The sequence below is a fragment of the Ilumatobacter fluminis genome (assembly GCF_004364865.1).
Taxonomy (GTDB): domain Bacteria; phylum Actinomycetota; class Acidimicrobiia; order Acidimicrobiales; family Ilumatobacteraceae; genus Ilumatobacter; species Ilumatobacter fluminis.
The window spans coordinates 3,566,856-3,592,902 of sequence record NZ_SOAU01000001.1; the positions used below are offsets into that span (position 1 = coordinate 3,566,856).

Annotated in this window: 26 protein-coding genes; 12 read left to right on the plus strand and 14 right to left on the minus strand. The window is 69.5% G+C overall.

The genetic code is table 11. The features are described from left to right. Window positions 1–52 precede the first annotated feature (52 nt). Genes hemE through lnt form a run of 5 tightly spaced genes read left to right on the plus strand, consistent with a single transcriptional unit; the run spans window position 53 to window position 5,729 of the window. The gene (hemE, locus tag BDK89_RS16135; protein ID WP_133869930.1) at window positions 53–1,132 is read left to right on the plus strand and encodes a uroporphyrinogen decarboxylase; all 1,080 of its coding nucleotides are present in this window, start codon (window positions 53–55) and stop codon (window positions 1,130–1,132) included. After that, window positions 1,129–2,058 carry a ferrochelatase gene (hemH, locus tag BDK89_RS16140; protein ID WP_133869931.1) on the plus strand — a complete coding sequence of 310 codons (930 nt, stop codon included), beginning with the start codon at window positions 1,129–1,131 and terminating at the stop codon, window positions 2,056–2,058. The genes hemE and hemH overlap by 4 nt, the downstream gene beginning before the upstream one ends. Then, entirely contained in the window at window positions 2,051–3,409 is a 1,359-nt protein-coding gene (gene hemG, locus BDK89_RS16145; RefSeq protein WP_133869932.1) for a protoporphyrinogen oxidase, read from the plus strand. The genes hemH and hemG overlap by 8 nt, the downstream gene beginning before the upstream one ends. An 8-nt stretch (window positions 3,410–3,417) precedes the next feature. After that, window positions 3,418–4,164: a sortase gene (locus BDK89_RS16155; RefSeq protein WP_166657627.1), complete on the plus strand. Its 747-nt coding sequence runs from the start codon at window positions 3,418–3,420 to the stop codon at window positions 4,162–4,164. After that, window positions 4,164–5,729: an apolipoprotein N-acyltransferase gene (lnt, locus tag BDK89_RS16160; RefSeq protein ID WP_133869934.1), complete on the plus strand. Its 1,566-nt coding sequence runs from the start codon at window positions 4,164–4,166 to the stop codon at window positions 5,727–5,729. The genes BDK89_RS16155 and lnt overlap by 1 nt, the downstream gene beginning before the upstream one ends. Here the strand turns inward: lnt and BDK89_RS16165 are convergent. The 5 genes from BDK89_RS16165 to BDK89_RS16185 all read right to left on the minus strand — a co-directional run bounded on the left by BDK89_RS16165 (window position 5,677) and on the right by BDK89_RS16185 (window position 11,272). After that, on the minus strand, window positions 5,677–7,407 hold the full coding sequence (locus BDK89_RS16165; RefSeq protein WP_166657628.1) for an ABC-F family ATP-binding cassette domain-containing protein: 1,731 nt from the start codon (window positions 7,405–7,407) through the stop codon (window positions 5,677–5,679). The two genes, lnt and BDK89_RS16165, sit on opposite strands and share 53 nt — an antisense overlap. A gap of 82 nt (window positions 7,408–7,489) precedes the next feature. After that, the gene (locus BDK89_RS16170) at window positions 7,490–8,374 is read right to left on the minus strand and encodes a universal stress protein (RefSeq protein WP_166657629.1); all 885 of its coding nucleotides are present in this window, start codon (window positions 8,372–8,374) and stop codon (window positions 7,490–7,492) included. Window positions 8,375–8,479: 105 nt separating this feature from the next. Continuing rightward, window positions 8,480–9,202: a hypothetical protein gene (locus BDK89_RS16175; protein ID WP_133869937.1), complete on the minus strand. Its 723-nt coding sequence runs from the start codon at window positions 9,200–9,202 to the stop codon at window positions 8,480–8,482. Between the two features lie 31 nt (window positions 9,203–9,233). Continuing rightward, window positions 9,234–10,583, minus strand: a complete 1,350-nt coding sequence (locus BDK89_RS16180; RefSeq protein WP_133869938.1) for a sensor histidine kinase — start codon at window positions 10,581–10,583, stop codon at window positions 9,234–9,236. After that, window positions 10,580–11,272, minus strand: coding sequence for a response regulator transcription factor (locus BDK89_RS16185; protein WP_133871130.1), 693 nt, complete (start codon window positions 11,270–11,272; stop codon window positions 10,580–10,582). The genes BDK89_RS16180 and BDK89_RS16185 overlap by 4 nt, the downstream gene beginning before the upstream one ends. A gap of 53 nt (window positions 11,273–11,325) precedes the next feature. Between BDK89_RS16185 and crcB the strand changes: the two genes are divergently transcribed. Next, a complete protein-coding gene (crcB, locus tag BDK89_RS16190; RefSeq protein WP_133869939.1) occupies window positions 11,326–11,703 on the plus strand; it encodes a fluoride efflux transporter CrcB in 378 nt (125 codons plus the stop codon). Then, window positions 11,700–12,011, plus strand: coding sequence for a CrcB family protein (locus BDK89_RS16195; protein ID WP_133869940.1), 312 nt, complete (start codon window positions 11,700–11,702; stop codon window positions 12,009–12,011). Before crcB ends, BDK89_RS16195 begins: the two co-directional genes overlap by 4 nt. On the opposite strand, the gene BDK89_RS16200 is transcribed toward BDK89_RS16195, so the two are convergent. From BDK89_RS16200 to BDK89_RS16210, 3 genes are read right to left on the minus strand one after another with little or no spacing between them, the layout of a single operon-like run. Further along, complete coding sequence (locus tag BDK89_RS16200) at window positions 11,996–12,832, minus strand: class I SAM-dependent methyltransferase (protein ID WP_166657630.1); 837 nt, start codon at window positions 12,830–12,832, stop codon at window positions 11,996–11,998. The genes BDK89_RS16195 and BDK89_RS16200 overlap by 16 nt on opposite strands. Further along, window positions 12,829–14,067, minus strand: a complete 1,239-nt coding sequence (locus tag BDK89_RS16205) for a cytochrome P450 (protein WP_133869942.1) — start codon at window positions 14,065–14,067, stop codon at window positions 12,829–12,831. Before BDK89_RS16205 ends, BDK89_RS16200 begins: the two co-directional genes overlap by 4 nt. Beyond that, on the minus strand, window positions 14,067–14,267 hold the full coding sequence (locus BDK89_RS16210; protein ID WP_133869943.1) for a ferredoxin: 201 nt from the start codon (window positions 14,265–14,267) through the stop codon (window positions 14,067–14,069). Before BDK89_RS16210 ends, BDK89_RS16205 begins: the two co-directional genes overlap by 1 nt. 278 nt (window positions 14,268–14,545) lie before the next feature. Here BDK89_RS16210 and BDK89_RS16215 point away from each other — a divergent pair, with 278 nt between their 5' ends. The 3 genes from BDK89_RS16215 to BDK89_RS16225 all read left to right on the plus strand — a co-directional run bounded on the left by BDK89_RS16215 (window position 14,546) and on the right by BDK89_RS16225 (window position 16,542). Then, window positions 14,546–15,148, plus strand: a complete 603-nt coding sequence (locus tag BDK89_RS16215; protein WP_133869944.1) for a TetR/AcrR family transcriptional regulator — start codon at window positions 14,546–14,548, stop codon at window positions 15,146–15,148. Between the two features lie 70 nt (window positions 15,149–15,218). Continuing rightward, a complete protein-coding gene (locus BDK89_RS16220) occupies window positions 15,219–15,848 on the plus strand; it encodes a DedA family protein (protein ID WP_133869945.1) in 630 nt (209 codons plus the stop codon). A 43-nt stretch (window positions 15,849–15,891) separates the two neighbouring features. Then, the gene (locus BDK89_RS16225; RefSeq protein ID WP_133869946.1) at window positions 15,892–16,542 is read left to right on the plus strand and encodes a nitroreductase; all 651 of its coding nucleotides are present in this window, start codon (window positions 15,892–15,894) and stop codon (window positions 16,540–16,542) included. Between the two features lie 21 nt (window positions 16,543–16,563). On the opposite strand, the gene BDK89_RS16230 is transcribed toward BDK89_RS16225, so the two are convergent. The 6 genes from BDK89_RS16230 to BDK89_RS16255 are packed head-to-tail and all read right to left on the minus strand — an operon-like array spanning window position 16,564 to window position 23,610. Then, window positions 16,564–16,950 (minus strand): NYN domain-containing protein, encoded by a 387-nt coding sequence (locus BDK89_RS16230; RefSeq protein ID WP_133869947.1) that lies wholly within the window; start codon window positions 16,948–16,950, stop codon window positions 16,564–16,566. Next, a complete protein-coding gene (locus BDK89_RS16235) occupies window positions 16,950–18,734 on the minus strand; it encodes an acyclic terpene utilization AtuA family protein (protein WP_133869948.1) in 1,785 nt (594 codons plus the stop codon). The genes BDK89_RS16230 and BDK89_RS16235 overlap by 1 nt, the downstream gene beginning before the upstream one ends. Then, entirely contained in the window at window positions 18,731–19,366 is a 636-nt protein-coding gene (locus BDK89_RS16240; RefSeq protein ID WP_133869949.1) for a biotin transporter BioY, read from the minus strand. Before BDK89_RS16240 ends, BDK89_RS16235 begins: the two co-directional genes overlap by 4 nt. 45 nt (window positions 19,367–19,411) lie before the next feature. Next, window positions 19,412–21,439, minus strand: a complete 2,028-nt coding sequence (locus BDK89_RS16245) for an ATP-binding protein (RefSeq protein ID WP_133869950.1) — start codon at window positions 21,437–21,439, stop codon at window positions 19,412–19,414. A 2-nt stretch (window positions 21,440–21,441) separates the two neighbouring features. Then, complete coding sequence (locus tag BDK89_RS16250; protein WP_133869951.1) at window positions 21,442–23,037, minus strand: acyl-CoA carboxylase subunit beta; 1,596 nt, start codon at window positions 23,035–23,037, stop codon at window positions 21,442–21,444. 24 nt (window positions 23,038–23,061) lie between these two features. Continuing rightward, entirely contained in the window at window positions 23,062–23,610 is a 549-nt protein-coding gene (locus BDK89_RS16255) for a hypothetical protein (protein WP_133869952.1), read from the minus strand. Window positions 23,611–23,918: 308 nt separating this feature from the next. On the opposite strand from BDK89_RS16255, the gene BDK89_RS16260 reads away from it, so the two are divergent. Continuing rightward, complete coding sequence (locus BDK89_RS16260) at window positions 23,919–24,800, plus strand: TIGR03084 family metal-binding protein (protein WP_243839195.1); 882 nt, start codon at window positions 23,919–23,921, stop codon at window positions 24,798–24,800. Continuing rightward, window positions 24,800–26,041 carry an acyl-CoA dehydrogenase family protein gene (locus BDK89_RS16265; protein WP_133869953.1) on the plus strand — a complete coding sequence of 414 codons (1,242 nt, stop codon included), beginning with the start codon at window positions 24,800–24,802 and terminating at the stop codon, window positions 26,039–26,041. The genes BDK89_RS16260 and BDK89_RS16265 overlap by 1 nt, the downstream gene beginning before the upstream one ends. Window positions 26,042–26,047 lie beyond the last annotated feature (6 nt).

A 26,047-nucleotide genomic window follows, 5' to 3' on the forward strand; every position in this document is an offset into this window, starting at 1 on the left:
GGCGATCTGCCGGGACACTTCGCGAGTTCCTCGCCGATAGCGTCGACCAGGGATGGAGCAGCGCAGCGACCACACCGACCGCCCCCGATCCGACGAGGCGACCGTCGCCCCGTTCCTCGCCGCCGCCCGGGGCGAACCGACCACCCACACGCCGGTCTGGTTCATGCGGCAGGCCGGACGGAGTCTTCCCGAGTACCGGGCCGTTCGCGGCGACGGATCGATCCTCGATGCGATCAAGCAGCCCGACCTGTCGGCCGAGATCACCCTGCAGCCGGTCCGGCGGTACGGCGTCGACGCGGCGGTGCTCTACAGCGACATCGTCGTCCCCGCCCACGCCGTCGGCTTCGGGATCGATGTCGAACCGGGTCGCGGGCCGGTGGCCGACACGCCGCTGCGTTCGCGGGCCGACCTCGACCGTCTCCGCCCGCTCGAGGCCGACGACGTCGCGTACGTCACCGACACCGTCGATCTGCTCGTCGACGAGCTGCCGGCCACCGTGCCGCTGCTCGCCTTCGCCGGCGCTCCGTTCACGGTCGCGAGCTACCTGATCGAGGGGGCGCCGAGCCGCACCTATCAGCACACCAAGGCGCTGATGGCGACCGACGAGGTCTTGTGGCACGACGTGATGGACCGGCTCGCCTCCAGTGCGATCGAGTTCATCAGCGCCCAGCTCGCCCACGGCGCCGGCGCGTTCCAGTTGTTCGACTCGTGGGCCGGTGCGCTGTCGCGTGCCGACTACGAACGGTTCGTCCAGCCGCACTCGCGACGCGTGGTCGCCGAGTTGGGCGAGCGTCATCCCGGCGTCCCGTCGATCCACTTCGGGATCGGGTGCGACCACCTGCTCGAGTCGATGTATGCCTGCGGCGTCAGCGTGATCGGGCTCGACTGGCGCACCCGCATCGCCGACGCTCGTCGCCGGCTGGGTACCGACACCGCCGTCCAGGGCAACCTCGACCCGGCGCTCGTGCTGGCCGGCACCGACCCGGCGCTCGCCGGCGCCGCGGCCGTACTCGCCGACAACGCCGGGCACCCGGCGCACATCTTCAACCTCGGCCACGGCGTCCAACCCGACACCGACCCCGGTGTTCTCGAGGCCGTCACCCGGTTCGTCCAGGAGGAGACCCGTCGATGACCACACGCACCGCCGTCGTCCTGATGGCCTACGGCACCCCGACCTCGGCCGATCAGATCGAGCCGTACTACACCGACATCCGCCGCGGGCGGCCGCCCACACCCGAACTGCTCGCCGAGCTGACGGGCCGCTACGAGGCGATCGGTGGTCTCAGCCCGCTCGCCGAGCGGACCGAGGCACAGCGTGCCGGTCTCGCCGCCGCACTCGAGGCGATCGCCCCGGGCGAGTACGAGGTCGTGATCGGTCTCAAGCACGCCGACCCGAAGATCGAGGCCACGGTCGACGCCCTCGCCGCGCAGGGTGTCGGACGGGCGGTGGGGATCGTGCTCGCCCCGCACGACTCGACCTACTCGATCGGCCAGTATCTCGACCGGTTGACCGCCGCAGCGGAACCGCACGGGATCGCCGTCGGCGGGGTGCGTTCGTGGGCGACCGAGCCGGCCTTCGTGTCGTTCATCGCCGACGATCTGGCAGCACGCCTGGCCGCGGCGCCCGATGCGACGCGGGTGTTGTTCACGGCTCACTCCCTGCCCGAGCGGATCATCGCCGCCGGTGACATCTACCCCGACGAGCTGCGCTCGACCGCCGAGGCGGTCGCCGAACGTCTCGGGTTGGCCGAAGGGTCCGACTGGCAGATCGCGTGGCAGAGCGCCGGACGGACACCCGAGCCGTGGCTCGGCCCCGACGTGCTCGAGGTCCTCGACACGCTCGGCTCCGACGACACCGTCGACGGCGTGATCGTGTCGGCGGTCGGTTTCGTCGCCGACCATCTCGAGGTGCTCTACGACCTCGACATCGAGGCAGCGCAGCGGGCGGACGAACTCGGACTCGCGTTCGACCGCACGGCGTGCGTCAACGACGACCCGACGGTGCTCGCAGCACTGGCAGCCCGGGTCCACGACGAGGCGGCCCGGCTCGGTGGCTGAGCGTCGGGCACTCGTCGTCGGCGCCGGCATCGCCGGCCTGGCGGCCGCTCGCGAACTCGTCGACGGTTTCGATCACGTCGAGATCAGAGAGGCCGACGAGCGGGTCGGCGGCAAGCTCCGGTCGTCGTCGTTCGCCGGCCTTCCCCACGTCGACGAGGGCGCCGACGCCTACCTCCTCCGTGCGCCCGACGCGAGCCGGCTCGCCGACGAGGTCGGTCTCACCGACATCGTGTCGCCCACGTCGGCGTCGGCGTCGGTGTGGCACGACGGGTTGCACGACATCCCGGGCGGCCTCGTGCTCGGCATGCCGTCGAAGGTCCGGCCGTTCGCCACGTCGTCGCTGCTGTCGTGGCGGGGCAAGGCGCGGGCTGCGCTCGAGCCGTTCCTGCCCGCCACCGACCCGGACGACTGCCTCGGCGCACTCGTACGGGCCCGGTTCGGTGACGAGGTCCAGGAACGCCTCGTCGACGCGCTCGTCGGCAGCATCTATGCCGCCGACACCGACCGCTGGAGCCTCGAGGCGGTGCCCCAACTCGCCGGACTCGCCCGCGGGAACCGCAGCCTGCTGCTCGCCGGACGTCGACGTCCCGCCCCGCCGTCGCCGGCCGGCCCGATCTTCGGTGCGCCGGCGACGTCGATGGGGAGCTTGGCGTCCGCCGCAGCAGCCGATGCCGAACGACTCGGCGTGGTCGTGCGAACCGGGACGCCCGTGTCCGCGCTCGACCGTGACGGCGACCGCTGGCGCGTCGACGACGACCCGTTCGACGCCGTCGTGCTCGCGACACCCGCGTCTGCGACGGCACGGCTGCTCGGCACGGCGGCGGCCGACGGCGCTGCGGCGATCGGCGCCATCGAGACCGCCGACGTGATCATGGTCCGCCTGGTGCAGCCCGACTGGCCCGACCGCCTGGCCGGTCGCAGCGGCTACCTCGTGCCGAAGCCCGATCAGCGGCTCGTCACGGCGGCCTCGTTCGCGTCGCAGAAGTGGGCCCACTGGCGGCCCGACGGCGGCCAGTTGCTGCGCATCTCGCTGGGACGCGACGCGTTGCCCGTCATGCACCTGTCCGATGACGAGGTGATCACCGCGGTCACCGACGAGGTCGGGCGTCACCTGTCGATCGACCTGCAACCGTCGGAGCTGGCGATCACCCGTTGGCGGGGCGCGTTCCCGCAGTACCGCCCGCATCATCACCGCCTCGTCGCGGGCGCCCGAGCGGCGCTGCCCGTCGGCGTGGCGCTCGCCGGGGCGAGCTATGACGGGATCGGGGTGCCGGCCTGCATCGCGTCGGGTCGCGCGGCCGCCGAATCGATCAAGCAATCGACTGCACGAACCGATGGAAGTCTGACATGATGGTTGTTATGCGCCCCCGGACGATCTCCCCACGTTCGCTGTTCGCGCTCGGCGTGGTCGGCATGTTGTCGCTCAGCGCCTGCAGTGGTGGCGGAGAGCCGACGGCCGAGGCGGCCGAGACGACGACCAGCACCACCACCACCGAGGTCACGACGACCACGGCAGCGCCGACCACCACGACCACGACGGTGCCGAAGTCGACGACCACCCGGGCGCCGACGACCACCACCACGCTCCCGACCGCCGAGGTCACCGAGTTGATCGCACGTGCGACCACGACCACGGTCGTCGACGAGGCCACGTTCTACGAGGCCCAAGAGACCGAACCGATCGCTCCGCCCACCGACACGTACGCCGCCGAGCCCGTCATCTCGCTGGGCCGGATCCAGATCCCGAAGATCGGGGTCGACACGACGATGTACGAGGGCATCCGCATGACGACCCTCGACGTCGGACCCGGCCACTGGCCCGGGAGTGCGATGCCCGGCCAGGCCGGCAACAACGTGATCGGCGGCCACCGTACGAGCAAGAACCGTGTCTTCCGCGACGTCGATCAGCTCGTCGCCGGCGACCAGATCATCTTCAGCGACGACAACGGCACCCACGTGTACGCCGTCAACCGGGTCGAGGTCGTCCAGCCGACCGACGTCTGGATCATCAACCCGACGCCGACGCCCACCGCCACCTTGTTCGCGTGCCACCCGCCCGGGTCGACCGCACAGCGCATCGTGGTGTTCGCCGACCTGATCAGCTGATGCCCGACCCCGCTCCGGGGCCGCCGATCTGGCGGCAACCCGTGGCAGCGGCCTCCGGTGGGCTGCTCGTCGCTCTGTCGATGCCGCCGTGGGGTTTCTGGCCGCTCGCCTTCGTCGGCACCGCCGTGTTCGGCTGGTCGATCGCCGGCGAATCGTCCCGCCGTCGTCGCGCCCTTGCCGGGTTCGCGTTCGGCATCGGGTGGATGTACCTGTCGATGGCCTGGATGTGGTTCCTGACGGTGCCCGGCTATCTCGTCGCCTGCCTGTGGTTCTCGGCCCTGCACGCCCTTGCGGCCGCCGTGGCACCGGCCGGCCGGTGGTCGCCCGTCGGACGCGCTGCCGCCCACACCTTGGCCGAGGCGCTGCGGTTCGTGTTCCCGTTCGGTGGTGTCCCGCTCGCCTCACTCGCCATCTCCCAGGCGGGCGGCCCACTGCTCGGTGTTGCCCGCCTCGGCGGGTCGCTCCTGCTCACCTGGTTCGTGTTCCAGGTCGGGTTTGCGCTGCCGGCCCTGATACGGATCGCTCGCAACGCCGCCGAGCGGCGCGACGAGTACGTCGACCCGACCGGCGTGTTCGCCGCGATCGTGGCTGCGGCGTTCGCGCTCGTCGCCGTCGTCGCCCCGGCAGGCGCCGACCGTGACGATCCGGAGCCGATCACCGTGGCGGCGGTGCAAGGCGGCGGCGAACAAGGCACGCGGGCGCTCGACGTCCCGAGCAGGGTCGTGACCGAACGCCTCGTCGAGGCGACCCGCGCCATCGAACCGTCCGACGATCTCGACCTCGTCGTCTGGCCCGAGAACGGGATCGACGTGAACGACGAGGCGTTCCTCGAGAGCGACCAGTACGCACTCGTCGCCGCCGAGGCCGCTCGCCTCGGGGTGCCGTTGTCGGTCGGCGTCACGATCGACTCCGAGTACTCCGAGCACCCGGTCGACGACAGCTTCGTCAACGCACAGGTGCTCGTGCTCCCCGACGGCGAGGTCGCCGGCTGGTACGAGAAGGTGCACATCGTGCCGTTCGGCGAGTACGTGCCGTTCCGGGGCCTGCTCGAGGCACTCGGTGCACCGCTCGAGAACGTTGCCTCCGACGCCACCGAGGGGCAGGGCCCGGCAGTGCTGCCGATGCCGTACGAGGGAACCGAGATCGAGATCGGCGTGATGATCTCGTGGGAGGTCTTCTTCGGCGACCGCGGACGCGCCGCCGACGATGGCGACTTCCTCGTCAACCCGACCAACGGCGCGAGCTACACCTGGACGATCCTGCAGACCCAGCAGGTCGCGTCGAGCCGGCTGCGCGCCGCCGAGACCGGCCGATGGGTGGTGCAGGTGGCTCCCACCGGCTTCTCGGCGTTCGTGTCACCCGACGGCGACGTGTTCGACCGCACCGACGTCGGCGAGCGGGCGGTCATCACCCGGGACATTCCCCTGCGAACCGGCACGACCTGGTACTCGTCCACCGGTGACTGGCCGTGGCGCGTGCTCCCGCTGCTCGTCCTGATCGGCGCGATCGCGCTCACGAATCGGGATCGACGGAGAGCTCGAGCCACCGATCCTCCAACTCGCTGATCTCGGCCTGGACGGCGGCGAGATCGCCACCGATCCGGGCGATCTCGTCGCGGTCGGTCGTCGAGGCCAGATCGTCGTGGAGCCGCTCGGCGCGCCGCTGCAGCTTCTCCATCGCCTGTTCGGTCCGGCGGATCTCCCGGCCGGTCGTCACCCGGGGCGGTCGTGTGTCGCCGACGGGTTTGCGAGCCGGAGCCTGCGGCTTGGCCGACCGGGCGGCGAGCCATCCCTGGACGCCGCCCGGCACCCGAGCGACCGATCCGCCGGGCTCCATCGCCAGCACGTGATCGACGGTCCGGTCGAGGAAGGTCCGGTCGTGGCTGGCGACGACGAGCGCGCCGGGCCACTCGTCGAGGAACCCCTCGAGGGCGCGCAGGGTGTCGAGGTCGAGGTCGTTCGTCGGCTCGTCGAGCACGAGCAGGTTGGGCTTCGCCGCGAGCACCATCACGAGCTGCAGACGCCGCCGCTCGCCGCCCGACAGCATCCGCACCGGCGCGTACTGCGCCGTCGAGTCGAACCAGAATCGTTCGAGCAGGACACGGTCCTCCCAGTCGGGTTGCCGGGTCGGCCCGGCGACGATCTCGCGGACGATCGCATCGGGGTCGAGCAAGGTGGTCTGCTGATCGGCGTACCCGGTGACGACGGTCGAACCACGGCGGACCGAACCCGAGTCCGGTTCGGTGCGTCCGGCGACGATGTCGAGCAGGGTCGACTTGCCGGCGCCGTTCGGACCGACCACACCGAGACGCGCACCCGGCTCGACCAGCAGGTCGATGTCGCGGAACACCTGATGCTCGCCGTAGCGCTGGCCGACGCCGACGAGTTCGAGCACCTGGTTGCCCAGTCGCGTCGTGCCGACGTCGAGGAGGAGTTCGTCACCGCGGACGCCCGCCGACTCGGGCCCGCCGGACACGAGTTCGTTCGCCGTACGCAGGCGCGCCTTCGGCTTGGACGAACGGGCCGGTGCGCCCCGACGGAGCCACTCGAGCTCTCGGCGGGCGAGAATTCGACGGGTCGCCTCCTCGCTCTCCGCACGGGCGTCGCGTTCGGCACGACCGTCGAGGTAGGTCGCATAGGCCGAGGCACCGGCGGCGGCTCGGTGGACGTACGCCGTTCCACGCTCGATCTCGACGACGCGACCATCACCGCGAGCCGTGGTCAGCCGATCCATGAGGTGACGGTCGTGAGTGATCGTCACGAGGGCTGCCGGAGCCGAGGCGAGCCGCTGCTCCAACCACTCGATCGCTTCGAGATCGAGATGGTTCGTCGGCTCGTCGAGCAGGACCAGATCGAACTCGCCGACCAGCGCACGGGCGAGAGCCACCCGCTTCGCCTGCCCGCCGGACAGCTCGTCGGTCGGCCGGTCGAGCAACGGTTGGACACCGAGCGAGGTCGCCACCGCCGCGACCTCCCATGAATCGCCCAGGTACTCGGCGACGGTGCCGGCCGGGAGCCGAGGATCCTGGTCGAGGACGGCGATCCGGACGCCGCGCCCGAAGCGGACCTCGCCCTCGTCGGGCTGCTGGGAGCCGGCGAGCAGGCGCAGCAGCGTCGACTTGCCGGATCCGTTGATGCCGACGATCGCGATCCGGTCGCCGGACGAGACCGTCAACGACAGGTCGGCGAACAGCTGCTTGTCGGGTTGGGCGATGCCGACACCGGCGAGATCGACACAGATCACCCGCACACCCTACGGACCGAGCAGTGCGTGCCGTCGCCCGCCACCCACGGGCAACGGCACGCGAACCGTCGGGGTCCCACCCCTATCTGATGACGGCGACCGGAGCGTGGCTGTGGGCGGCGACCTCGGCCGAGGTCGAGCCGAGCAGGAGCTCGGCGAACCCACCGCGGCCCCGGGAACCCACGACCACCAGATCGGCGTCGCGGGAGGCTTCGATGAGCGCGAAGCCCGGCGTCCCACGAACCGCCGCTCCGGTCGCCGTCACACCGTCGGGCGGTGGACCGACCACCTCGACGATGCGCTCGACGACGGCGTTCGCCGCCGCGTCCATCTGGTCGAGTTCGGCGACCGCCGGCGTGAACATGCCGACGGCGAGCGCCGGGAGGAACCAGGCGTGGACCACCTCGACGTGGCGGGCGCCGGGCAGGTCGTATGCCCAGCGGACGGCACGGACCGATTCGTTCTCGACGTGCTCGTCGTCGATGTCGTGATCGTCCACTCCGACCACGATTCGGGCGGGGGGAGCGACGTGGTCGCCGCGGATGACGATCACGGGCCGCTCACTGTGATGCACGACATAGTTCGCCGTCGAGCCGAGCATCATCGACATCCGGCCCTTGCCACGGTGTCCGACGACGATCATCGAGGCGTCGCGTTCGTCGGCGACACCGATCAGACCCTTGCCGGCGTGGCCCTGCACGAGTTCGGTCTCGATCCGGTCGTCGTCGAGCTCGTCGACCACCGCCTGGAGGCCCGCGTTCGCCGACGCCTCGATCTCGGCCGGGTCGAGCGGGATGACGACGTCGTAGCCGGTGACGATCGGCAGCTCCCACGCGTGGACGAGCACGATGCGGGCATCGGACGGGGCGACCGCGCGCGCCCACTCGATCGCCGTGTCGGACTCGGCACTCGAGTCGACCCCCACCACGATCACGGGGGCCTCGACGATCACTGGGGTCTCGGCCATCGTGCACCTCCTCGTGTCGCCCGTCGCGATTCGACGTCTCGACACGAGTATGCGCCCGGCCGAAGCCGGGCGCATAGGGACTTTGGGCTGATTCGAGCCGACGTATCAGTCGCCGTCGGCCGTGTCGCCGCGGACCGGCCGTTCACCGTTCACACGGGCGGTCACCCGCTCGGTGAGGTCGGTCACGCGTTCCTCGGCCCGATCGGCGTCGATCCGACCGTCGGCGACGGCTTGGTCGAGCATCGCCTCGGCCTCGGCGACGAGGGCGTCGACGAGCGTCTGCGGATCGAGGCCGTTCGCCGTTGCGATGTCGGCGAGCGAGCTGCCGGAGCGGAGCTCGTCACGAAGCGTCTCGGCGTCGACGCCGATGACCTCGACGGCGGTGTCGATGGTTTCGAGCAGGGGGTGCGCCCGACGGCCGTGACCACGGCGGCCCGGCCGTTCGTTCCACTCGTCGGCGAGATACTCGGACACGGCGTCGGCCTGCGTCGAATCGATCGTGCCGTCGTCGACGAGGGGTTGCAGCCGTTCGCGCAGTCGTTCACCGGTCGCCTGGCGGCCGGCATCGGTCTCGTCGGTCTCGTCGGTCTCGTCGGTCGACGTCTGTTCGACGGGTTCGTCGACGACGGCAGGGGTCGCGGCGCTCGTCAGGTTCGGGACGCCGGCCGCGACGCCGATCACGCCCCCGGCGAGCATGCCGGCGCCGACACCGGCGGCGACCAGGCGGCGGCTGGTCGAGCGGGCGGGCGGCGTGGCCGGCGGTTCGGGGACTCGGGGCGGCGGGAGTTGGTTCGTCATGTGGATCTCCTGTGCATCGGTGGGACGCATGCCACGTTCGTGCGCCCCGACGTGAACCAGATCAGACGGAGGTGAGAGGAGGGTGAGAGTCGGCAGTCTGCGGGGGCGGCCACGGGCCGAGCCGGAAGCCGACCTCGGCGCCACCGCCCACCCGCCGGTCGGCGAACGCACGACCGCCATGTCGGCGGGCGATCGCGTCGACGATCGACAGGCCGAGGCCCGATCCCGGCCGGGTGCGATCGACGTCGGCGCGATAGAAGCGCTCGAAGACGTACGGCAGGTCGGACGAGGCGATGCCCGGGCCCCGGTCGGCGACCGTGACGGTCGCCTCGGCCACCGTGACGCTGATCGCTTCGTCGGACGGATCGAACTTGGTTGCGTTGTCGAGCAGGCACGACACCGCCCGCTGCACCGCCGACCGCTGTGCGGTCACCGTCGTCGGTCGGGACGACAGTTCGATCGTCCGGCCGGTTCGTCGTCCGTACCGTTCGGCGACGTCGGCGACCAGTTGGTCGAGTCGGAGCTCGACCGCGGGCTCGTCCGACGACTCACCCGTCGCCACGGTCACGACCTCGTCCACGAGATCGGTGAGCTCGTCGACCTCGGCGCGCAGGTCACGCACGATCTCGCGTCGGTCGTCGTCGCTCAGATCGGGATAGCGGTCCAGGACGTCGAGATTGGTCCGCAGACTCGTGAGCGGCGTCCGCAGTTCGTGACCGGCATCTTGCACCAGGCGTCGCTGCTCGTCCTTCGAGCGGGCCAGTGCAGCGAGCATCCCCCGGAACGCTGCGGTGAGGCGACCGGCTTCGTCGGTGCGGTCGTCCGGGCCGACCTCGACGTCGAGACGGCCGGTCGCCTCGACCTGCTCGGCCGCTTCGGTGAGACGACGGAGCGGCTTCGTCGCCGCCGACGAGATCCACCAACCGAGCGCCGCGGCGAGACCACCGACCAGCAGCGACCACAGCACGATCCGGACACGGAGCCCGTCGAGAACTCGCTCGGTCTCGGCGAGCGATCGACCGAACTGGATCGCTCCACGTGCGAACCCCACGGTGCGAACCCGATAGGCGCCGTCGTCGGTGTCGACCGTGTCGATCGTGGTCGCCGCTCGACGTCCGAGCGTCGCCGCTGCGGCGGCGTCGACGGGGAAGTCGACGGGGAACGTCGACTCCAGGACCGAACCGGACGAGTCGACGATCCGGGCGTCGAGCCCCGAGAGCGGTCCTCGTTCCGGCAGCGGGTCGCGGCCGAACTGGCCCTGGCGGAAGACGCTCTCGACGTCGAGCAGCGAGCGGTCGACCTCACTCAACAGTTGCTGACGCGTCGAGCGATAGCTGACCGCGCCGATGGCGACCGTGGACACGACGGCGATCGCCGCCATCGCCAGCGCGATCTTCCAGCGCAAGCTCATCGATCGTCCGATCGAGCGACGTATCCGACCCCACGCACCGTGTGGATGAGGCGTCGGGCGCCGTCGACCTCGGTCTTGCGGCGGAGGTAGCCGATGTAGACGGCGAGGTTCTTCGAGTCCGGGCCGAAGTCGTAGTGCCAGATCCGTTCGTAGATCGTGGAGTGATCGAGCACGATGCCGGCGTTCCGGACCAGCAGTTCGAGCAGGTCGAACTCGGTCTTGCTGAGGTCGATGTCTGCGTCCGCGCGCCGAGCGCGTCGCCCTGCCAGGTCCAGGTGGAGATCGTCGAGGACCAGTTCCTCCCCGGGTCCGCTCACGGGCGACTCGGCGAAGTCGTGTGCTCGCCGGGTCAAGGCGCGGAGACGGGCGAACAACTCGTCGAGATCGAAGGGCTTGGTGAGGTAGTCATCTGCTCCGGCGTCGAGGCCGGCGACGCGATCACCGGTCTCGGTCCGGGCGGTCAGCATGAGCACCGGGACACGGTGCCCTTCGGCGCGGAGCACCCGGCACACCGTGAGCCCGTCGACGTGGGGCATCGACACGTCGAGCAGCACGAGGTCGGGCTGCTCGACTGCGAACCGTTCGAGTGCCTCGGCGCCGTTGGTGACCGCCGCCACCTCGTACCCCTCGAGACCGCAGGCGCGCACCAACGACGTGCGGACCGAGCGATCGTCTTCGGCCACGAGCAGTTTCACGGTACGAGTACACCAGAACCAGGTGAGCGTTCGGTGAGAATGTCCGAATGGATCGGTCGCCCGCGTTCGAAGCACGATCGGCGGGGCTCGTCGCCGTCGGCGCCGCCGCCGGCGCGCTCGGCCGCTGGCAGATCGCCGAGTGGATCGGCACCGAGCCGGGCCGCCTTCCCTGGGAGACCCTGCTCGTCAACCTGATCGGCTGCCTGCTCATCGGCCTCGCCGCATCGCGGATCGAGCCCGGCTCCGACCGGTGGCTCTTCGGCGTGACGGGCCTCCTCGGCGGATTCACCACCTTCTCGGCGTTCTCGAACGAGACGCGGGCGTTGCTCGACGCCGACCGTGTCGGCACCGCCGTCGCCTACGTCGCCGTCACGCTCGCCGGTGGTCTCCTGGCAGTTGCCGCCGGGCGGCGGGTCGGCGCGTGATCGCGTTCGGGATCGCCGCAGGAGCCGCCCTCGGCGGCGTCGCTCGGTATGCGCTGGCCGGGTTTGGTTGGCGTGGCACGCTCGCCGTCAACGTCGCCGGGTCGTTCCTGCTCGGGCTGTTGCTCGGCATCGACGTCGGGCGCGACTGGTTGCTGGTGCTGGGCGCCGGGGGCTGCGGGGCGCTCACCACGTTCAGCACGTTCGCGCTCGAGGCGAGCCGCGGTCCATGGCAGGCACGGGCAACGATCGTTTCGATCACGACGGCGACCTGTCTCGCCGCGGCGACGGTCGGCTACGCGATCGGGTGACCGACCGGGTCGGCGGCGCCCGGCCACCGGATCGTCGCCACCTCGGCGACGAACGCCGGTGGGTGCTCGGCCAGCCAGTGTGCCAACTCGCCATCGCGGTCGGCCGGGAGCGCCAGGCGGCGACGGGCGACCGGCACGAGGTTGTCGGGATCGGCACCGAACCGTGACAGCGGGCGACGCGGCGACACCGTGTACTCGGGGTCGAGTCCGAGTTCCCGAAGGACCGCGACCAGGTCGAGATGCGTCGGGCCGTCCGGACGATCGAGTTCCCAGAAGTGTTCGAACGCCTCGCTCCAGGCCGTCATCGGGTGCCGGACGGGGAGCTCCACGACGACTGCGAGCCGGGCGCGAGCCGTGAGCGCGATCAGGAACGGCACCACGTCGGCGACGTCGAACAGGACGTGATGACAGATCGCGACGTCGGCGGTCGGTGTCGTCGCCATGACGTCGGGCCAGTCTCCGTGCACGGTTCGGCGTGCGACTCCGGCTCGGGTGGCGGCGTCGACGAACTCGTCGAGCATCGCCCCGGTCCGGTCGACCCCGATCACTTCGGTCGCGGGCGGGATCAGGGGTGCCACCGACCTCCCGCCGCCGCAACCGACGTCGAGCACGGTGCCGCCGCGCGGCGGCAGCACCTCGCGCGCCCAGCGGGCGGACGTCGACTCCCGCTCGATCGTGTCGTCGACCGCGAAGCGGGCGACGTCGTGGCGGAACGGCGACTCGGTCGCGGCCTCGAGCACTCGCTCGGGGAGCGACCAGGCGGTGAGCGCGTCACGCCAACGATCGGCGGCGGTCGGTTCGTCGGCGGCGCCCTCGATCACGCGACGGCGTCGATGCGAAGCGGGAGTTCCCGCGGCCCGCGGATCTGGCCGACGCTCCAGCGCGTCTCGCCGCCGAGGCTGAACGCCGGGAAGCGGGCGATGAACTCCTCGATCGCGACCCGGAGCTCGAGCCGGGCCAGATTGGAACCCAGGCACCGGTGGATGCCCAGCCCGAACGCTGCATGGCGGTTCTCGGCCCGGTCGATCACGAACTCTTCGGCGTCGTCGAAGAACGCCGGGTCGCGGTTGGCCGCCGGGAACGGCAGCAGGACCCACTCGTCGGCCTTCATGGGGCAGCCGTGGAAGTCGTGGTCCTCCTTGACGAGACGGGCCATGGTGACCGGTGCGTAGGCCCGGAGGAACTCCTCGACCGCGAACTGCATCAGATCGGGCTCGTTCCTCAGCCGCTCGAGATCGTCGGGATGGGTGGCGAGGTGCCAGAGCGACGAGCCGATCGCGCTCCACGTCGTGTCGATCCCGGCGATGAGGAGCAAGACCATCGAACCTCGGACGTGCTCGTGCGACAGCTTGTTACCGTCGATCTCCGCCTCGAGCAGGAACGTCGTGAGGTCGTCGCGTGGGTTGGCGCGGTGCTCCTCGATCTGGCGATCGAGATAGAGATCGAGCCGCGGGCCGTCGTCGCGTTCGTCGTCGAGCGGCTCGTTGACCCGCTCGATCAGTTCGTGGACGCAGCGCCGGAAGTAGTCGTCGTCCGTCGTCGGGAAGCCGAGCATGCGAGCGATCACGTTGACCGGGATGTGTTGGGCGTACTGCACCGCTGCGTCGACGACCGAGGCACCCGCCTCGATGTCGCCCATGTCGTCGAGCAACGATCGGCACAGGTCGCGCACGTCGTCGTCCCACGCCTCGATCCGCTTCGGCGAGAACGGCGGCAGCAACAGACGGCGTGCGACCTGGTGGAACGGCGGATCGCTCGTGATCGGGGGTGCCGGGCCGACGGGCGGCGGTGCGATCGGCCGGCCGCGGTTGACGATCACGCCCTGGCTGGTGAAGTGCTCGGTGTCGTACGCGACCTCCTTCACGTAGTCGTGGGTGAGCGGTGCCCACATGCCGCCGTATCGGTCGGAGTGGGCGACGGGGCATCCGCCTTCACGCAGGTCGTGCCAGATCTCGTGCGCCCGACGGTTGTACTCGGGGTCGGCGTGGTCGAGGTCGTCGGCCCAGTCCTCGACCGGCCCGTACAGGTCGCTCGAGGCGTCGGACGTGGCGCTCATCAGGACGCCTCGTCGATCGTGATCGCGTATTCCGGGCAGTTGGCGACGGCGAGTCGCGCCTTGTCCTCGAGTTCGGGGGACACGGTGCCGTCGCCGATGACGACGGCAGTGCCGTAGTCGTCGACGTCGAACAGTTCGGGAGCGAGGGCGTAGCAGCGGTTGTGCCCCTGGCACAGTTCGGTGTTGACGGAGACGCGCATGAGTGGAGCGTAGATCGGCATCACACGTCCGCGGGCACCGGGGTGCGGACACAGGCCCGACGACGCGCGCCGGATGACGACGTCATCACGTATTTCACGGTTGGTGGCCGTAGCGGTACATTCACCACTCTCGGCGCCACTGACGCAACGCATAGCGAGAAATTCCGTTCAGTACTGGTGTTATCGGCTGGTCGCTGACCGCCGCGATCACTACCGTGGATCTCACCTTCCCGGCTTGGCGGACGGGAGGGCGACCGGTCACCGACAGGAGTTGCACCATGAACCGAGTCCACGACGAGACCAGCGAAGCACTGCTGGCCGCCGCACACCGCCTCTTGGCCGGCGAGGGCCCCGACGCGCTCACCGTCCGCCGCATCGCCACCGAGGCCGGCATGAGCACGATGAACGTGTACTCCCGTTTCGGCGGTAAGGACGGTGTCATCGACGAGCTGTACGTCTACGGCTACAACAAGCTGTTCGACGCGATCGAGCAGGTCGAAGAGACCGACGACGCGCTCGACGATCTCCGCCGAGTCGCGATCGCCTACCGGTCCTTCGCGACCGAGCACCCGATGTACTACGAGATCATGTTCCGAGGCGCGAATCCCAGCGCTCAGTCGGTCGACCGTGCACTCGCCGGGCTCGGCAACTTCGTCGCTCGCCTCGAACGGGCGGCCGAACGGGGTGCCGTGCGTTTCCCCGCCGATCTCGACAGCACCGCCGCGACGGCCTGGCTGTGGGGCACGTGCCACGGGCTCGTCAGCCTCGAGCTCGACGGCATCGCCGACGAGGTCGTCGATTGGGCGAAGATCTATGCGTCGGCCACCGACGTCGCGATCACCGGCCTCCGGCCGGCTGCGTTCCACGACTCGTCGAACTGACGCGACGAACTGCCTGACGCGACCGAACTGCCCGCCGGTCACACCGGCCTGGCGATAGCGTGCCGGGGGCATGCAACCCGTCCTGTTCGCGAACGTGATCACCGATCTCGCCGACTGGCTCGGGGAGTTCTCGGCGAACTGGTGGTTCCTGCTGATCATCTTCGTGATCGCGATCCTCGACTCGGTGATCCCGATCGTGCCGAGCGAAACGATGGTCATCATCGGCGGCGTCGCTGCCGGCGCTGGCGACCAGTCGCTCTTGCTCGTGATTTTGTTCGGCGCATCCGGTGCGTTCATCGGCGATCACACGGCGTACTTCATCGGCAACCACCTGTCCGGTTGGATCGAGCGCCAGGCCGAGTCTCGCCCGAAGCAGAAGAACCGACTCGTGTGGGCCGAGGAACAAATCCGTGTCCGTGGCGGGCTCCTGCTGATCACGGCACGATTCATCCCGGGTGGGCGGACCGCGCTCACGATCTCGTCGGGCGTGACGCGCCAGCCTCGGCGTTGGTTCACGTCGTGGATCACCGCCGCCGTGCTGATCTGGGCGACGTACGCCGCGCTCCTCGGCTACATCGGCGGCAAGGCGTTCGAGGACGACCACACCCGAGCATTCCTCGTCGCCTTCGGCGCCGCGATCACGGCGACCGTCCTGATCGAGGTCGGCCGTCACTACTGGACGAAGCTCCGGTCCCGCTGATCCGATTCGATCGCGCCGCAGCACTGCCGACAGACTGCCCGGCATGGATGTTTCCGACGCCGTCCGTCAGCGTGCCTCGATCCGGGCGTTCACCGATCAGCCGGTCGACGACGACCAGCTCCGCTCGCTGCTCGAGACCGCCGCTCGCGCGCCGAGCGGTGGCAACGTTCAGCCCTGGCGGATCTATGTCGTGAACGGTGACGCAATGACTCGGTTCCGCGAGTCGCTGGTCGACCGACCCCTCGAGGCGGCGGAGTACGACATCTACCCGCCGTCGCTGTGGGAGCCGTACCGGACCAACCGGTTCGCGCTCGGCGAGGCGATGTACGCCACGATCGGCATCGAGCGAGACGACAAGGCGGGCCGCCTCGCTCAGTTCGCCCGCAACGACGAGTTCTTCGGAGCACCGGCCGGCCTGTTCTGCTTCATCGACCGGGGCATGGGCCCGCCGCAGTGGTCGGATCTCGGCATGTTCCTGCAGACGTTCATGCTGCTCGCCGTCGAGGCCGGGCTCGACACGTGCCCGCAGGAGTACTGGACGGTGCGACACGGGGCGGTGCAGGAGTTCGTCGGAGCACCCGAGAACGAGATGCTGTTCTGCGGCATGGCGATCGGATATGCCGATCGAGCAGCGCCGATCAACACCCTGGAGAGCGAGCGGATGCCGCTCGACGAGTGGGCACGCTTCGTCTGAGCCGGCCGATGTGATCGACCGTCAGTAGCCGATCAGGTCGCGGAAGCGGCCGACGCCCCACACCGACGCCCACACCGGCACCCGCTCCCGGAGTCCCTTGTCCGAGGTAATCACGCGTACGTCGGCGGTGTCGCCGGCGTGCTCGAGATCGGCGAGACGTTCGACGATCTCGTGGTCGGCGGCGTCCCGACCGCGACGGCTCGACTCGACGATCGTCAGGTTGCCGCCGGCGAGTCGGGCGGTCTCGTCGGCGAGCGGCGCGTCGAACACGAGGAGCACCTCGTCGTCGTGCGTGCGACACCACTCGGCGGTGCGTTGCGCAAGTCGTTGTTGGGCCGCCGGCCGGTCGTTCCACCAGCCGTCGGGTCGGGAGCCGAAGACATTGTTGCCGTCGACGACCCAGCGCATCAGGTGAGCAGTTCGGCCGGGACGTCGACGTACCGAGCTCGGAGCCACTCCCCCAGGCTCTTGGCCTGGGCGTCGATCCGGGTCGATGCAGCCACACCTTCCTGCAGCAGGCCGCGCACCATGAAGTTGATCGATCGAATGTTGGGGAGGTCGTAACGATCGATGTGCAGGTCGGCCGTTTCGGGGAGGAGCTCACGGAGCCGCTCCACCGTCAGGTAGCCGGTGAGCCAGTCGTACGCGGCGTCACTGCGGGTGAACACGCCGACGTTGGCGTTGCCTCCCTTGTCGCCCGAGCGAGCACCCACGATCGAGCCGAGTGGGACCCGTTTTGTGTCGCCCGCCGGGCGGAACGGCGCCGGCGGCGCGGCGTCGGCCGCGTGATCGGCATCGGGTTCGGCCTGATCGGAGCCGGTGGACGGCGCGGAGCTGTCGATCTGGTGGGTCTCGCCGGACACGTGGACGTAGGCCGGCACCAGGTCGGCCGGCACGGTGGCCGGGCGATAGACCCCGTACGGGCTCGCCGCCGATGGGCCACCGCCCAGACCGTACAGACCAGGGATGCTGGCGAGTGCCGTCTCGACGAAAGCGTTCGAGAAGGCGCGACCCACCTTGCGCTCGTCGGGGTCCTTCACCGTGATCCGGAGTTGTGCAGTGGCTGCCTCGTTCGAGGTCGGGTCGTCGTGGTCGGTGCGGATGAGGCGGGTGTCGACGCTCGCGAAGTCGTCGGGGCCGAACGGGCAGGCTCGCCAGAACGCCGCCTCGACGACCTCGGCCTTGGCCTCGATATCGAGACCCGTGAGCGCGATCGCGACCGAGTTCCGGTAGCCGCCGAGTTCGTTCGTCGCGACCTTCAGCGTGGGCGGCGGGGGCTCACCGGTGGTGCCGGAGATGCGGACCCGGTCGGGTTCGACCTGCTCGAGGGCGATCGTGTCGAACCGTGCCGTGACGTCGGGTCCGAGGTAGCGGGGGCCGCCGATCTCGTAGAGCAGTTGCGACGTCACCGTGCCGATGGAGACCTGGCCGCCGGTGTCGTCGTGCTTGCCGATCACGCACGACCCGTCAGCGGCGATCTCGGCCCACGGGAAACCGAGCCGCTCCATGCCGGGCACCTCGGTGAAGAACGAGTAGTTGCCACCAGTCGCCTGCGCCGAACACTCGATCACGTGGCCGGCCACGACCGCGCCGGCGAGGGCGTCCCAGTCGTCGCGTCGCCAGCCGTGGTGCCAGGCGGCCGGGCCACACGTGACGGCGGCGTCGGTGACGCGACCGGTGATCACGATGTCGGCACCTCGGTCGAGGGCATCGACGATGCCCCAGCACCCGAGATAGGCGTTCGCGGTCAGGGCCTGGTCGAGATCACCGATCTGTTCGGCGACACCGTCGTCGAACGGCCGGATCGCCCCGGATGCGGCGAGGTCACCGAGCCGTGGCATCAGGTCGTCTCCGTCGACGTAGGCGATCGTCGGCGACAGGCCGAGCCGGTCGGCGACCTCATGGACGGCCTCGGCGCAGCCGGCCGGATCGAGCCCGCCGGCGTTGGAGACGACCTTGATGCCGCGGTCGAGGCACCGGCCCATCACCTGGTCCATTTGGGTGACGAAGGTCGACGCGAATCCGCCGCCCGGTCGCTTCGTGCGGATCCGGCTCAGGATGAGCATCGTGAGTTCGGCGAGCCAGTCGCCGGTGAGGACGTCGATCGGTCCGCCCTCGACCATCTCCTCGGCCCCGGAGAGACGGTCTCCGAAGAATCCCGAACAGTTGGCGATGCGGACCGGTCGTGTCATGAGTCGAGTTCGTCCTGGGGTTCGGTCCCGAACAGCTGCCAGGCCGTCGGGAGGAGGACGCCGGCGAGCGCCGCCTTGGCGACGTCGGCGACGATGAACGGGGCGACGCCGTACGCCACGGCGCTGGGCTCGCCGGCGGCGGCGGTCACGGGGATGCCGAGTGAGTGGGCCAGCCAGCCGGCGCCGAGGCTGTAAATGATGACGGTGCCGGCGAGAAACGCCGGGATGGCGGTCGAGATGCGGCGATCCTGACCCCGCTCGGCGAGGAGGCCGACGACGCCCGCGGCGATGACGAATCCGACGAGGTAGCCCGCCGTCGAACCGGTCGCAGCGGTCCAGCCGCCGTCACCGTCGGCGTAGAACGGGAGACCGATCGCGCCGAGCGCCACGTACAGGCCCTGCGACGCCATGCCACGCACTGCGCCGAGCGTGCCACCGGCGAGCAGGACGGCGAACGTCTGGCCGGTGACGGGCACCGGTGTGAATCCGAGCGGGATCGAGATCTGGGCGGCGAGCGCCGTGAGCAGGGCGAAACCGACGACGAGGACGGCGTCGGTCGCGCGGCTGTGCGGAACGAGGTCGGCGAGCGTGCGCTCGCGGCGGATGCTGAGGGGGGTGCTGGCGAGGGTCATGCGGGGCAGTTTCGCAATCGGAGGGTCGGTCGGTCCAAATCGGAGTCAGGACTCGGTTACGTCGAGCGCAACGAGCAGGTCGCCGGCGTCGACACGGTCGCCCACGGCGAAGCGCACGTCGGTCACCGTGGCGGCGGCGCCGGCGGTGATCTTGTGTTCCATCTTCATCGCCTCGACGACCATCAGGAGTTGCCCCTCGTCGACGTGGTCACCGTCGGCGACGTGGACGGCGATCACCGTGCCGGGGAGCGGGCAGACGGGGCCGCCGGCTGCGGCGGCATCGTCGGGCACGACGAAGCGCGCAGGGCGCATGAACTCGGTCCAGCCGGCGCGACTGCCGACGCTCACGCGGTGCCCGTCGTCGTGGACGGTCGCCGACCATCGGCGGCCCGCTGCCTCGAACACCACCCGGCCACCGGTGACGTCGTCGCCGACGGTCACGTCGATCGTCGTGACGTCGATCGATTCGCGTTCGTCGGGCGGCAGGACGCCGTCGGCACCGGCTTCGGGCCAGGGCCCGAGCAGGAACGGTGCCGATGACGCCGTACCGACTGCGTGCTCGACGGAGTGGCTCGTGGTGCCGCGCTCGTAGGTGCGACGTTGACCGCGGGTGGGCAGGTTGCGCCAGCCGGCCGGAGCGAACCCGGTGACACCGTTGGCCACCCGGTTCGCCGTCTGTTCGTGGATGGCAGCGGCGATGAGGTGGGCGTGGAGCGCCTCGCCCTCGGGGCCGCCGGCACCTTCCACATCGGGGTGTTCGGTGAGATACGCGGTCGGCACACCACCAGCCACGAAGTCGGGCTCGGCGAGGATCGCCGCGAGTGCGTTCGCGTCGGTGGCGACGCCGGCGACCTCGGCGGTCCGCATCGCCGTGGCGAGACGGCGACAGACGGTCGTTCGATCGTCGGCGTGGTCGATGACCTTCGCGAGCAACGAGTCGTAGTCGGACGACACCGTCGAGCCGGCGCGGAAGCCGGTGTCGACACGCATGCCGTCGGGGGCGTCGATGTGGAAGCGGTCGATCGTGCCGACCGACGGCAGCCAGTCCGACGTCGGGTCTTCGGCCACGAGGCGGAGCTCGATGGCATGGCCGGAGACCGTGACGTCGTCTTGCCCGAGGCCGAGCGGCAGGCCGGATGCGACTCTGAGCTGGAGCTCGACGAGGTCGAGTCCGGTGATGGCTTCGGTGACCGGGTGTTCGACCTGGAGCCTGGTGTTGACCTCGAGAAAGGTGATGGTGCCGTCGTCGCCGACCAGGAACTCGACCGTGCCGGCGTTCTGGTAGCCGACGTGCCGCGCCAGCGCAACGGCGCCGTCGTGCAATCGTCGGCGGACGGTGTCGTCGAGTGCCGGAGCGGGCGCCTCCTCGATCACTTTCTGATTCCGTCGCTGCACCGAGCAGTCGCGCTCGTGCAGGTGGATGACGTTGCCGTGCGCATCGCCCATGATCTGGACTTCGATGTGGCGGCCGCGCTCGAGGTAGGGCTCGATGAAGACGGTGCCGTCACCGAAGGCGGCTTGCGCTTCGCGTGTGGCCGACTCGATCGCGTCCGCCAACTCCGATGCGTCGTGGACGATGCGCATGCCACGGCCGCCGCCACCGGCGGCCGCTTTGACGAGGGCGGGCATCGAGACGTCGGACGGCACCTCGCCCTCGCCGACCTCGATGATCGGTGTGGTCGGGACCCCGGCGTCGACGGCTGCCTGTTTCGCGGCGACCTTGTCGCCGAGGAGACGGATCTGGTCGGGTGTGGGACCGACCCAGACGAGGCCGGCCGCGGCGACGGCTTCGGCGAACTCGGCGTTCTCGGCGAGGAAGCCGTAGCCGGGGTGGACGGCGTCGGCGCCGGTACGGCGGGCGATGTCGATGATGGCATCACCGCGCAAGTACGACTCCGCCGGCGTCGATCCACCCAGGGCGATCGCGATGTCGACGGCGTCGGTGTGGAGCGCGTCCCGGTCGGGGTCGGAGTAGACGCCCACGGTCTCGATACCGAGTCGGCGCGCCGTGCGAGCGATCCGGCAGGCGATCTCGCCGCGGTTGGCGATCAGGAGACGGTCGATGCGGTGCATGGTCAGTGCCTCCAGACGCCGTACTCGGAGGTGCCGGCGACGACGTTGCTGTGGGCCGCCGACAGGGCGAGACCGAGGACCGTGCGGGTGTCGTTCGGGTGGATGATGCCGTCGTCCCAGACACGGCCCGTGGCGAACAGGGCCGACGACTCGCCTTCGATCTGCGCCTCGAGGGCTTCTTTCTGGGCAGTCAGCTGGGCTTCGTCGACCTCGATCCCGCGGCCGGCGGCGGCGTTGCGCGCCACGATGTCCATGACGCCGGCCAGCTGGCGGCCGCCCATCACGGCGATCTTGTGGTTCGGCCAGGAGAACAGGAAGCGGGGGTTGTAGGCCTTGCCCGCCATGCCATAGTTGCCGGCGCCGTACGACGCTCCGACCATCAGGCAGAAGTGCGGGACGTCGCTGTTCGAGACGGCGTTGATGAGCTTGGCCCCGTTGCGGATGATGCCGCCCTGCTCGGACTTGGAGCCGACCATGAACCCGGTGATGTTGTGGAGGAACACCAACGGGGTGTCGGTGCGGTTGCACAGTTGGACGAACTGGGCGCCTTTCTTGGCTTCCTCGGCGAACAGGATGCCGTTGTTGCCGATGAAGCCGACGGGGAAGCCGTGGACAGAGCCCCAGCCGCAGACCAGCTTGTCGCCGTAGAGCGGTTTGAACTCCTCGAAACGTGAGCCGTCGAGGACGCGGGCGTAGATCTCCCGGATGTCGAACGGGATCCGAACATCGGCAGACGCACAGCCGATCAGGTCAGCTGGGTCGTAGAGGGGGTCGTCGGCCGGTTCGGAGGGGCCGGGACCGAGCTTGCGCCAACGGAGGTGGCGGACGATGTCGCGCGTGATGCGCAGTGCGTCCATCTCGTCGTGGGCGAGGTAGTCGGAGAGACCGCTCGTGCGACTGTGCATCTCGGCACCGCCGAGGGTTTCCTCGTCGACGATCTCGTCGATCGCCATCTTCACGAGCGGCGGGCCACCGAGGTAGGCGGTGCCTCGTTCTTTGACGAAGACCGTGTAGTCGCTCATGCCGGGCACATAGGCGCCACCGGCGGTGTTCGGTCCGAAGGCGGCGGTGATCGTGGGGATGCCTTCCCGAGAGAACTGCGTCTGATCGCGGAATCCCGCACCGCCGCGAATGAAGATGTCGGCCTGATGCGGGAGGTCGGCACCGGCCGATTCGATCAGATTGATCCACGGGAGGCGGTTCTGGCGGATGATCTCGCGGAATCGTTCGCCCTTGTCGACCGATCGCGGGTTCATCGAGCCACCGCGATACGTCATGTCGCTCGCTGTGATCGCGCACTCGACGCCCTCGACGACGCCGATTGCGTTCACGCTCCCGGCACCGATCGGGAACTCGCTCCCCCAGCCGGCGAGCGGGCTGAGTTCGAGCAGCGGGGTGTCGGGGTCGACGAGCTGTTCGACGCGCTCGCGAGCGAGCATCTTGCCGCGGCTCCGGTGACGGTCGACGTAGCGCTGCCCGCCGATCGACGGGACCGAGGTGAGTTGCTCCTCGACGTCGGCCCACAAGGTTTCCATGGCCTGCCGGTTCGCCCGGTAGTCGTCGGACCTGGTGTCGAGCTTGGACCGGATGACACTCATGTCTGGGTCTCCACCGCGGCGAACCTAATTGATCGACCACTGTCGCCATCCAACCGGAGCGGCTCGATCGCGTTCGCTCCTCGGTGGGAACGTGACGATGCCCATCAGCCGCTCGGGAATGCCGTGATACGGCTCACTCGCTCCCACCAGATCGGCGCAACGTTCGCAGGAGAACGGGTGGTCGGGGACGAAGTTGGTGTGGGAGACGTGGTCGGGATACACCGCGCCGGCGTAGGCGCCGCAGACCGCCACCTGCCGTCGGCGGCGGTCGCGAACATCGCCCACTGGGTCTCGGCTGTCTCGCAGTGCGTGAGACTTCTGGTTGATCATCCGCACCGTGGGGCCGGTGCGGTCGACGCACAACCGCACGCCGTTCGCTCTGCGCCAGCGGTAGGCGCGCTGTCGGCAGGCGTTGGTGCAATACACACGGGAACGGCCAGGGGCGTAGAGGTACCGTTCGACGTCGACGCCGCACATGGGGCAGGGATGGATCTCTCGGTCGTCCTCGACACGACAGTGGCTCCGGTCCTGACGGTCCGGCTGCGAGGTTCGGGCGAGCAGCGGCGGGTTCATGTGACCAGTGTGATGAATGGGTGTCACACGGTTCCGGAGAGGGGCGGCGGCTCGGTCCGCTCGACCGGTTGTGTTGTCGGGGGGGGTCGTTTCCCGCACGTGGTGAATCGTCTCACCGGCACAGGACGACGTTCCTGGTGAATCGTCTCACCACGACCGACTCGGCGTGGTCAATCGTCTCGACCCATGCCGAGTCCCGCTGAGACGATTCACCACGTGCTCCAACACACCCCCGGACCCGGACACCGAGACGATTCACCACGTGCTCCAACACACCCCCGGACCCGGACACCGAGACGATTCACCACGTGCTGGAAAACATCACCACGACCGAGGTCGTGCCCGGCATCGTCGTCGACGGACGGCCGTTGCTACGGTCGCCGCCGATGGACGTGCACTCCGTACTCGACGATCTCGTCGCCGAACAGGCAGCGCTCGACGAGGTCGTTGCTCCCCTCGACCCCGAGCAGTGGTCGCTGCCGACACCGTCCCCGCGCTGGTCGATCGCCGACCAGGTCGGCCACCTGACCTACTTCGACACCACCGCCGCGCTCGCCATCCGTGACGCCGACGGGTTCACGGCACATCGAGATGAGCTCGTGGCCTCGATGACCGACGAACTCGCGGTCGACGAAGCGACACTCGGCCACTTCCGATCGCTCGCGCCCGACGCCCAACTCGCCGAGTGGCGACGCCGCCGCGCCGAACTCGAAGAGGCGGGCCGCACCCTCGACGACTCGACACGAGTCGAGTGGTACGGCCCCTCGATGGGTTCCAAGTCGTTCCTCACCGCACGACTCATGGAGGTGTGGGCCCACGGTCAGGACATCTGCGACACCGTCGGCGTCGAGCGCCCCGCCACCGACCGGGTACGCCACATCGCACAACTCGGCGTCATCACACGCGGCTGGAGCTATCTGGTGCGAGGCGAACAGCCGCCCGAGCGACCCGTCGCCGTCACCTTGACGGCACCGTCCGGCGAGATCTGGCACTGGAACGACGCCGACGCCGACGACGCCGACACGATCACCGGGCCGGCGATCGACTTCTGTCTCGTCGTGACACAACGACGGCATCCGTCCGACACCGATCTGGTCATCACCGGTGAGGCGGCCCAGGATTGGATGTCGAAAGCTCAGGCCTTTGCCGGCGGCGCGACCTCCGGCCCATCCCCCCGAGGAGACCGCTGATGGACTTCGACATGCCCGCCGAGGACGATCCTCGCCGTCTCGCCGTCCGCGAGTGGCTGGAGGCGAACCCCGACCCGACCAATGCCGACCTCCACGAGGCCGGCTACATCGTCCCCCACTGGCCCGAACCGTACGGCTTGAACGCCGACCCGATGCACCAGCTCATCATCGACGACGAGCTGAAACGCGGCGGCGTGGTCCGCACCTCGTCGTCGACGAATGCGATCGGCGTCGGCTGGGCTGCACCGACGATCTACCTCGCCGGATCCGACTGGCAGAAGGAGCGATTCCTTCCCAAGATCTTCAGCGGCGACGAGATCTGGTGCCAGCTCTTCTCCGAACCCGACGCCGGTTCCGACCTCGCCAACCTCGGCACACGTGCGGTCCGAGACGGCGACGAGTACATCATCAACGGCTCCAAGATCTGGACCTCGGGCGGCCATCACTCGCAGTATGGCATCCTGATCGCCCGCACCGACCCCGACGTCCCCAAACACAAGGGCATCTCCTACTTCATCGTGCCGATGGACCTGCCCGGCATCGAGCTCCAGCCGATCGTCGACATGACGACAGCCCACTCGTTCAACCAGACGTTCTTCGACAACGTCAGGCTCCCGGCGAAGTACCTCGTCGGGAACGAAGGCGACGGCTGGCGCCTCGCCAAGGTCACCCTCGCCAACGAACGTGTGTCGCTCTCGTCGGCGGGCTCGCTCTGGGGAGTCGGCCCCAGCGCCGACCAGCTCCTCGACCTCGTCCGTCAGAACGGTGGTCTCGACGACCCGATCGCGCGACAGCGTTTCGCCCAGCTCCACATCGAAGCCGAGGTGCTCCGCCTGAGCCGCCTCCGCACCCTGTCCGCCCGCCTCCAGGGCAAGACCCCCGGCGTCGAGGCATCGATCCAGAAGGTGATCGGTGACGAGCAAGGTCAGGTCGTGATGGAGTTGGCGAAGTCACTCGCGGGCGCCGACGGCATGATCGCCGGATCCGGACCGAGCGGCGACCTCCCGTCGGGTTCGACCGGCGGACCGACCGAGGTCAACTTCACCAGGGAGACCTCGCACTATCCCGACGTCGAGCCGATCTGGCACTACGGCTATCTGTTCGCTCCGGCACTCACCCTCGGCGGAGGCACCTTTGCCGTCCAGCGCAACATCATCGCCGAGCAGGTGCTCGGTCTCCCGCGCGACATCAACGTCGAACAGGGTCTGACCTGGTCCGAGTCGCGCCGCACCCGGTCCTAGCGGCTG

Excerpts from the sequence above, each read along its gene's own strand:
- hemE (WP_133869930.1), top strand. The coding sequence starts at position 53 with ATGGAGCAGCGCAGCGACCACACCGACCGCCCCCGATCCGACGAGGCG.
- hemH (WP_133869931.1), top strand. The coding sequence starts at position 1,129 with ATGACCACACGCACCGCCGTCGTCCTGATGGCCTACGGCACCCCGACC.
- BDK89_RS16155 (WP_166657627.1), top strand. The coding sequence starts at position 3,418 with ATGCGCCCCCGGACGATCTCCCCACGTTCGCTGTTCGCGCTCGGCGTG.
- lnt (WP_133869934.1), top strand. The coding sequence starts at position 4,164 with ATGCCCGACCCCGCTCCGGGGCCGCCGATCTGGCGGCAACCCGTGGCA.
- BDK89_RS16170 (WP_166657629.1), bottom strand. The coding sequence starts at position 8,374 with ATGGCCGAGACCCCAGTGATCGTCGAGGCCCCCGTGATCGTGGTGGGG.
- BDK89_RS16175 (WP_133869937.1), bottom strand. The coding sequence starts at position 9,202 with ATGCGTCCCACCGATGCACAGGAGATCCACATGACGAACCAACTCCCG.
- BDK89_RS16180 (WP_133869938.1), bottom strand. The coding sequence starts at position 10,583 with ATGAGCTTGCGCTGGAAGATCGCGCTGGCGATGGCGGCGATCGCCGTC.
- crcB (WP_133869939.1), top strand. The coding sequence starts at position 11,326 with ATGGATCGGTCGCCCGCGTTCGAAGCACGATCGGCGGGGCTCGTCGCC.
- BDK89_RS16205 (WP_133869942.1), bottom strand. The coding sequence starts at position 14,067 with ATGAGCGCCACGTCCGACGCCTCGAGCGACCTGTACGGGCCGGTCGAG.
- BDK89_RS16210 (WP_133869943.1), bottom strand. The coding sequence starts at position 14,267 with ATGCGCGTCTCCGTCAACACCGAACTGTGCCAGGGGCACAACCGCTGC.
- BDK89_RS16215 (WP_133869944.1), top strand. The coding sequence starts at position 14,546 with ATGAACCGAGTCCACGACGAGACCAGCGAAGCACTGCTGGCCGCCGCA.
- BDK89_RS16220 (WP_133869945.1), top strand. The coding sequence starts at position 15,219 with ATGCAACCCGTCCTGTTCGCGAACGTGATCACCGATCTCGCCGACTGG.
- BDK89_RS16225 (WP_133869946.1), top strand. The coding sequence starts at position 15,892 with ATGGATGTTTCCGACGCCGTCCGTCAGCGTGCCTCGATCCGGGCGTTC.
- BDK89_RS16230 (WP_133869947.1), bottom strand. The coding sequence starts at position 16,950 with ATGCGCTGGGTCGTCGACGGCAACAATGTCTTCGGCTCCCGACCCGAC.
- BDK89_RS16235 (WP_133869948.1), bottom strand. The coding sequence starts at position 18,734 with ATGACACGACCGGTCCGCATCGCCAACTGTTCGGGATTCTTCGGAGAC.
- BDK89_RS16240 (WP_133869949.1), bottom strand. The coding sequence starts at position 19,366 with ATGACCCTCGCCAGCACCCCCCTCAGCATCCGCCGCGAGCGCACGCTC.
- BDK89_RS16245 (WP_133869950.1), bottom strand. The coding sequence starts at position 21,439 with ATGCACCGCATCGACCGTCTCCTGATCGCCAACCGCGGCGAGATCGCC.
- BDK89_RS16250 (WP_133869951.1), bottom strand. The coding sequence starts at position 23,037 with ATGAGTGTCATCCGGTCCAAGCTCGACACCAGGTCCGACGACTACCGG.
- BDK89_RS16255 (WP_133869952.1), bottom strand. The coding sequence starts at position 23,610 with ATGAACCCGCCGCTGCTCGCCCGAACCTCGCAGCCGGACCGTCAGGAC.
- BDK89_RS16265 (WP_133869953.1), top strand. The coding sequence starts at position 24,800 with ATGGACTTCGACATGCCCGCCGAGGACGATCCTCGCCGTCTCGCCGTC.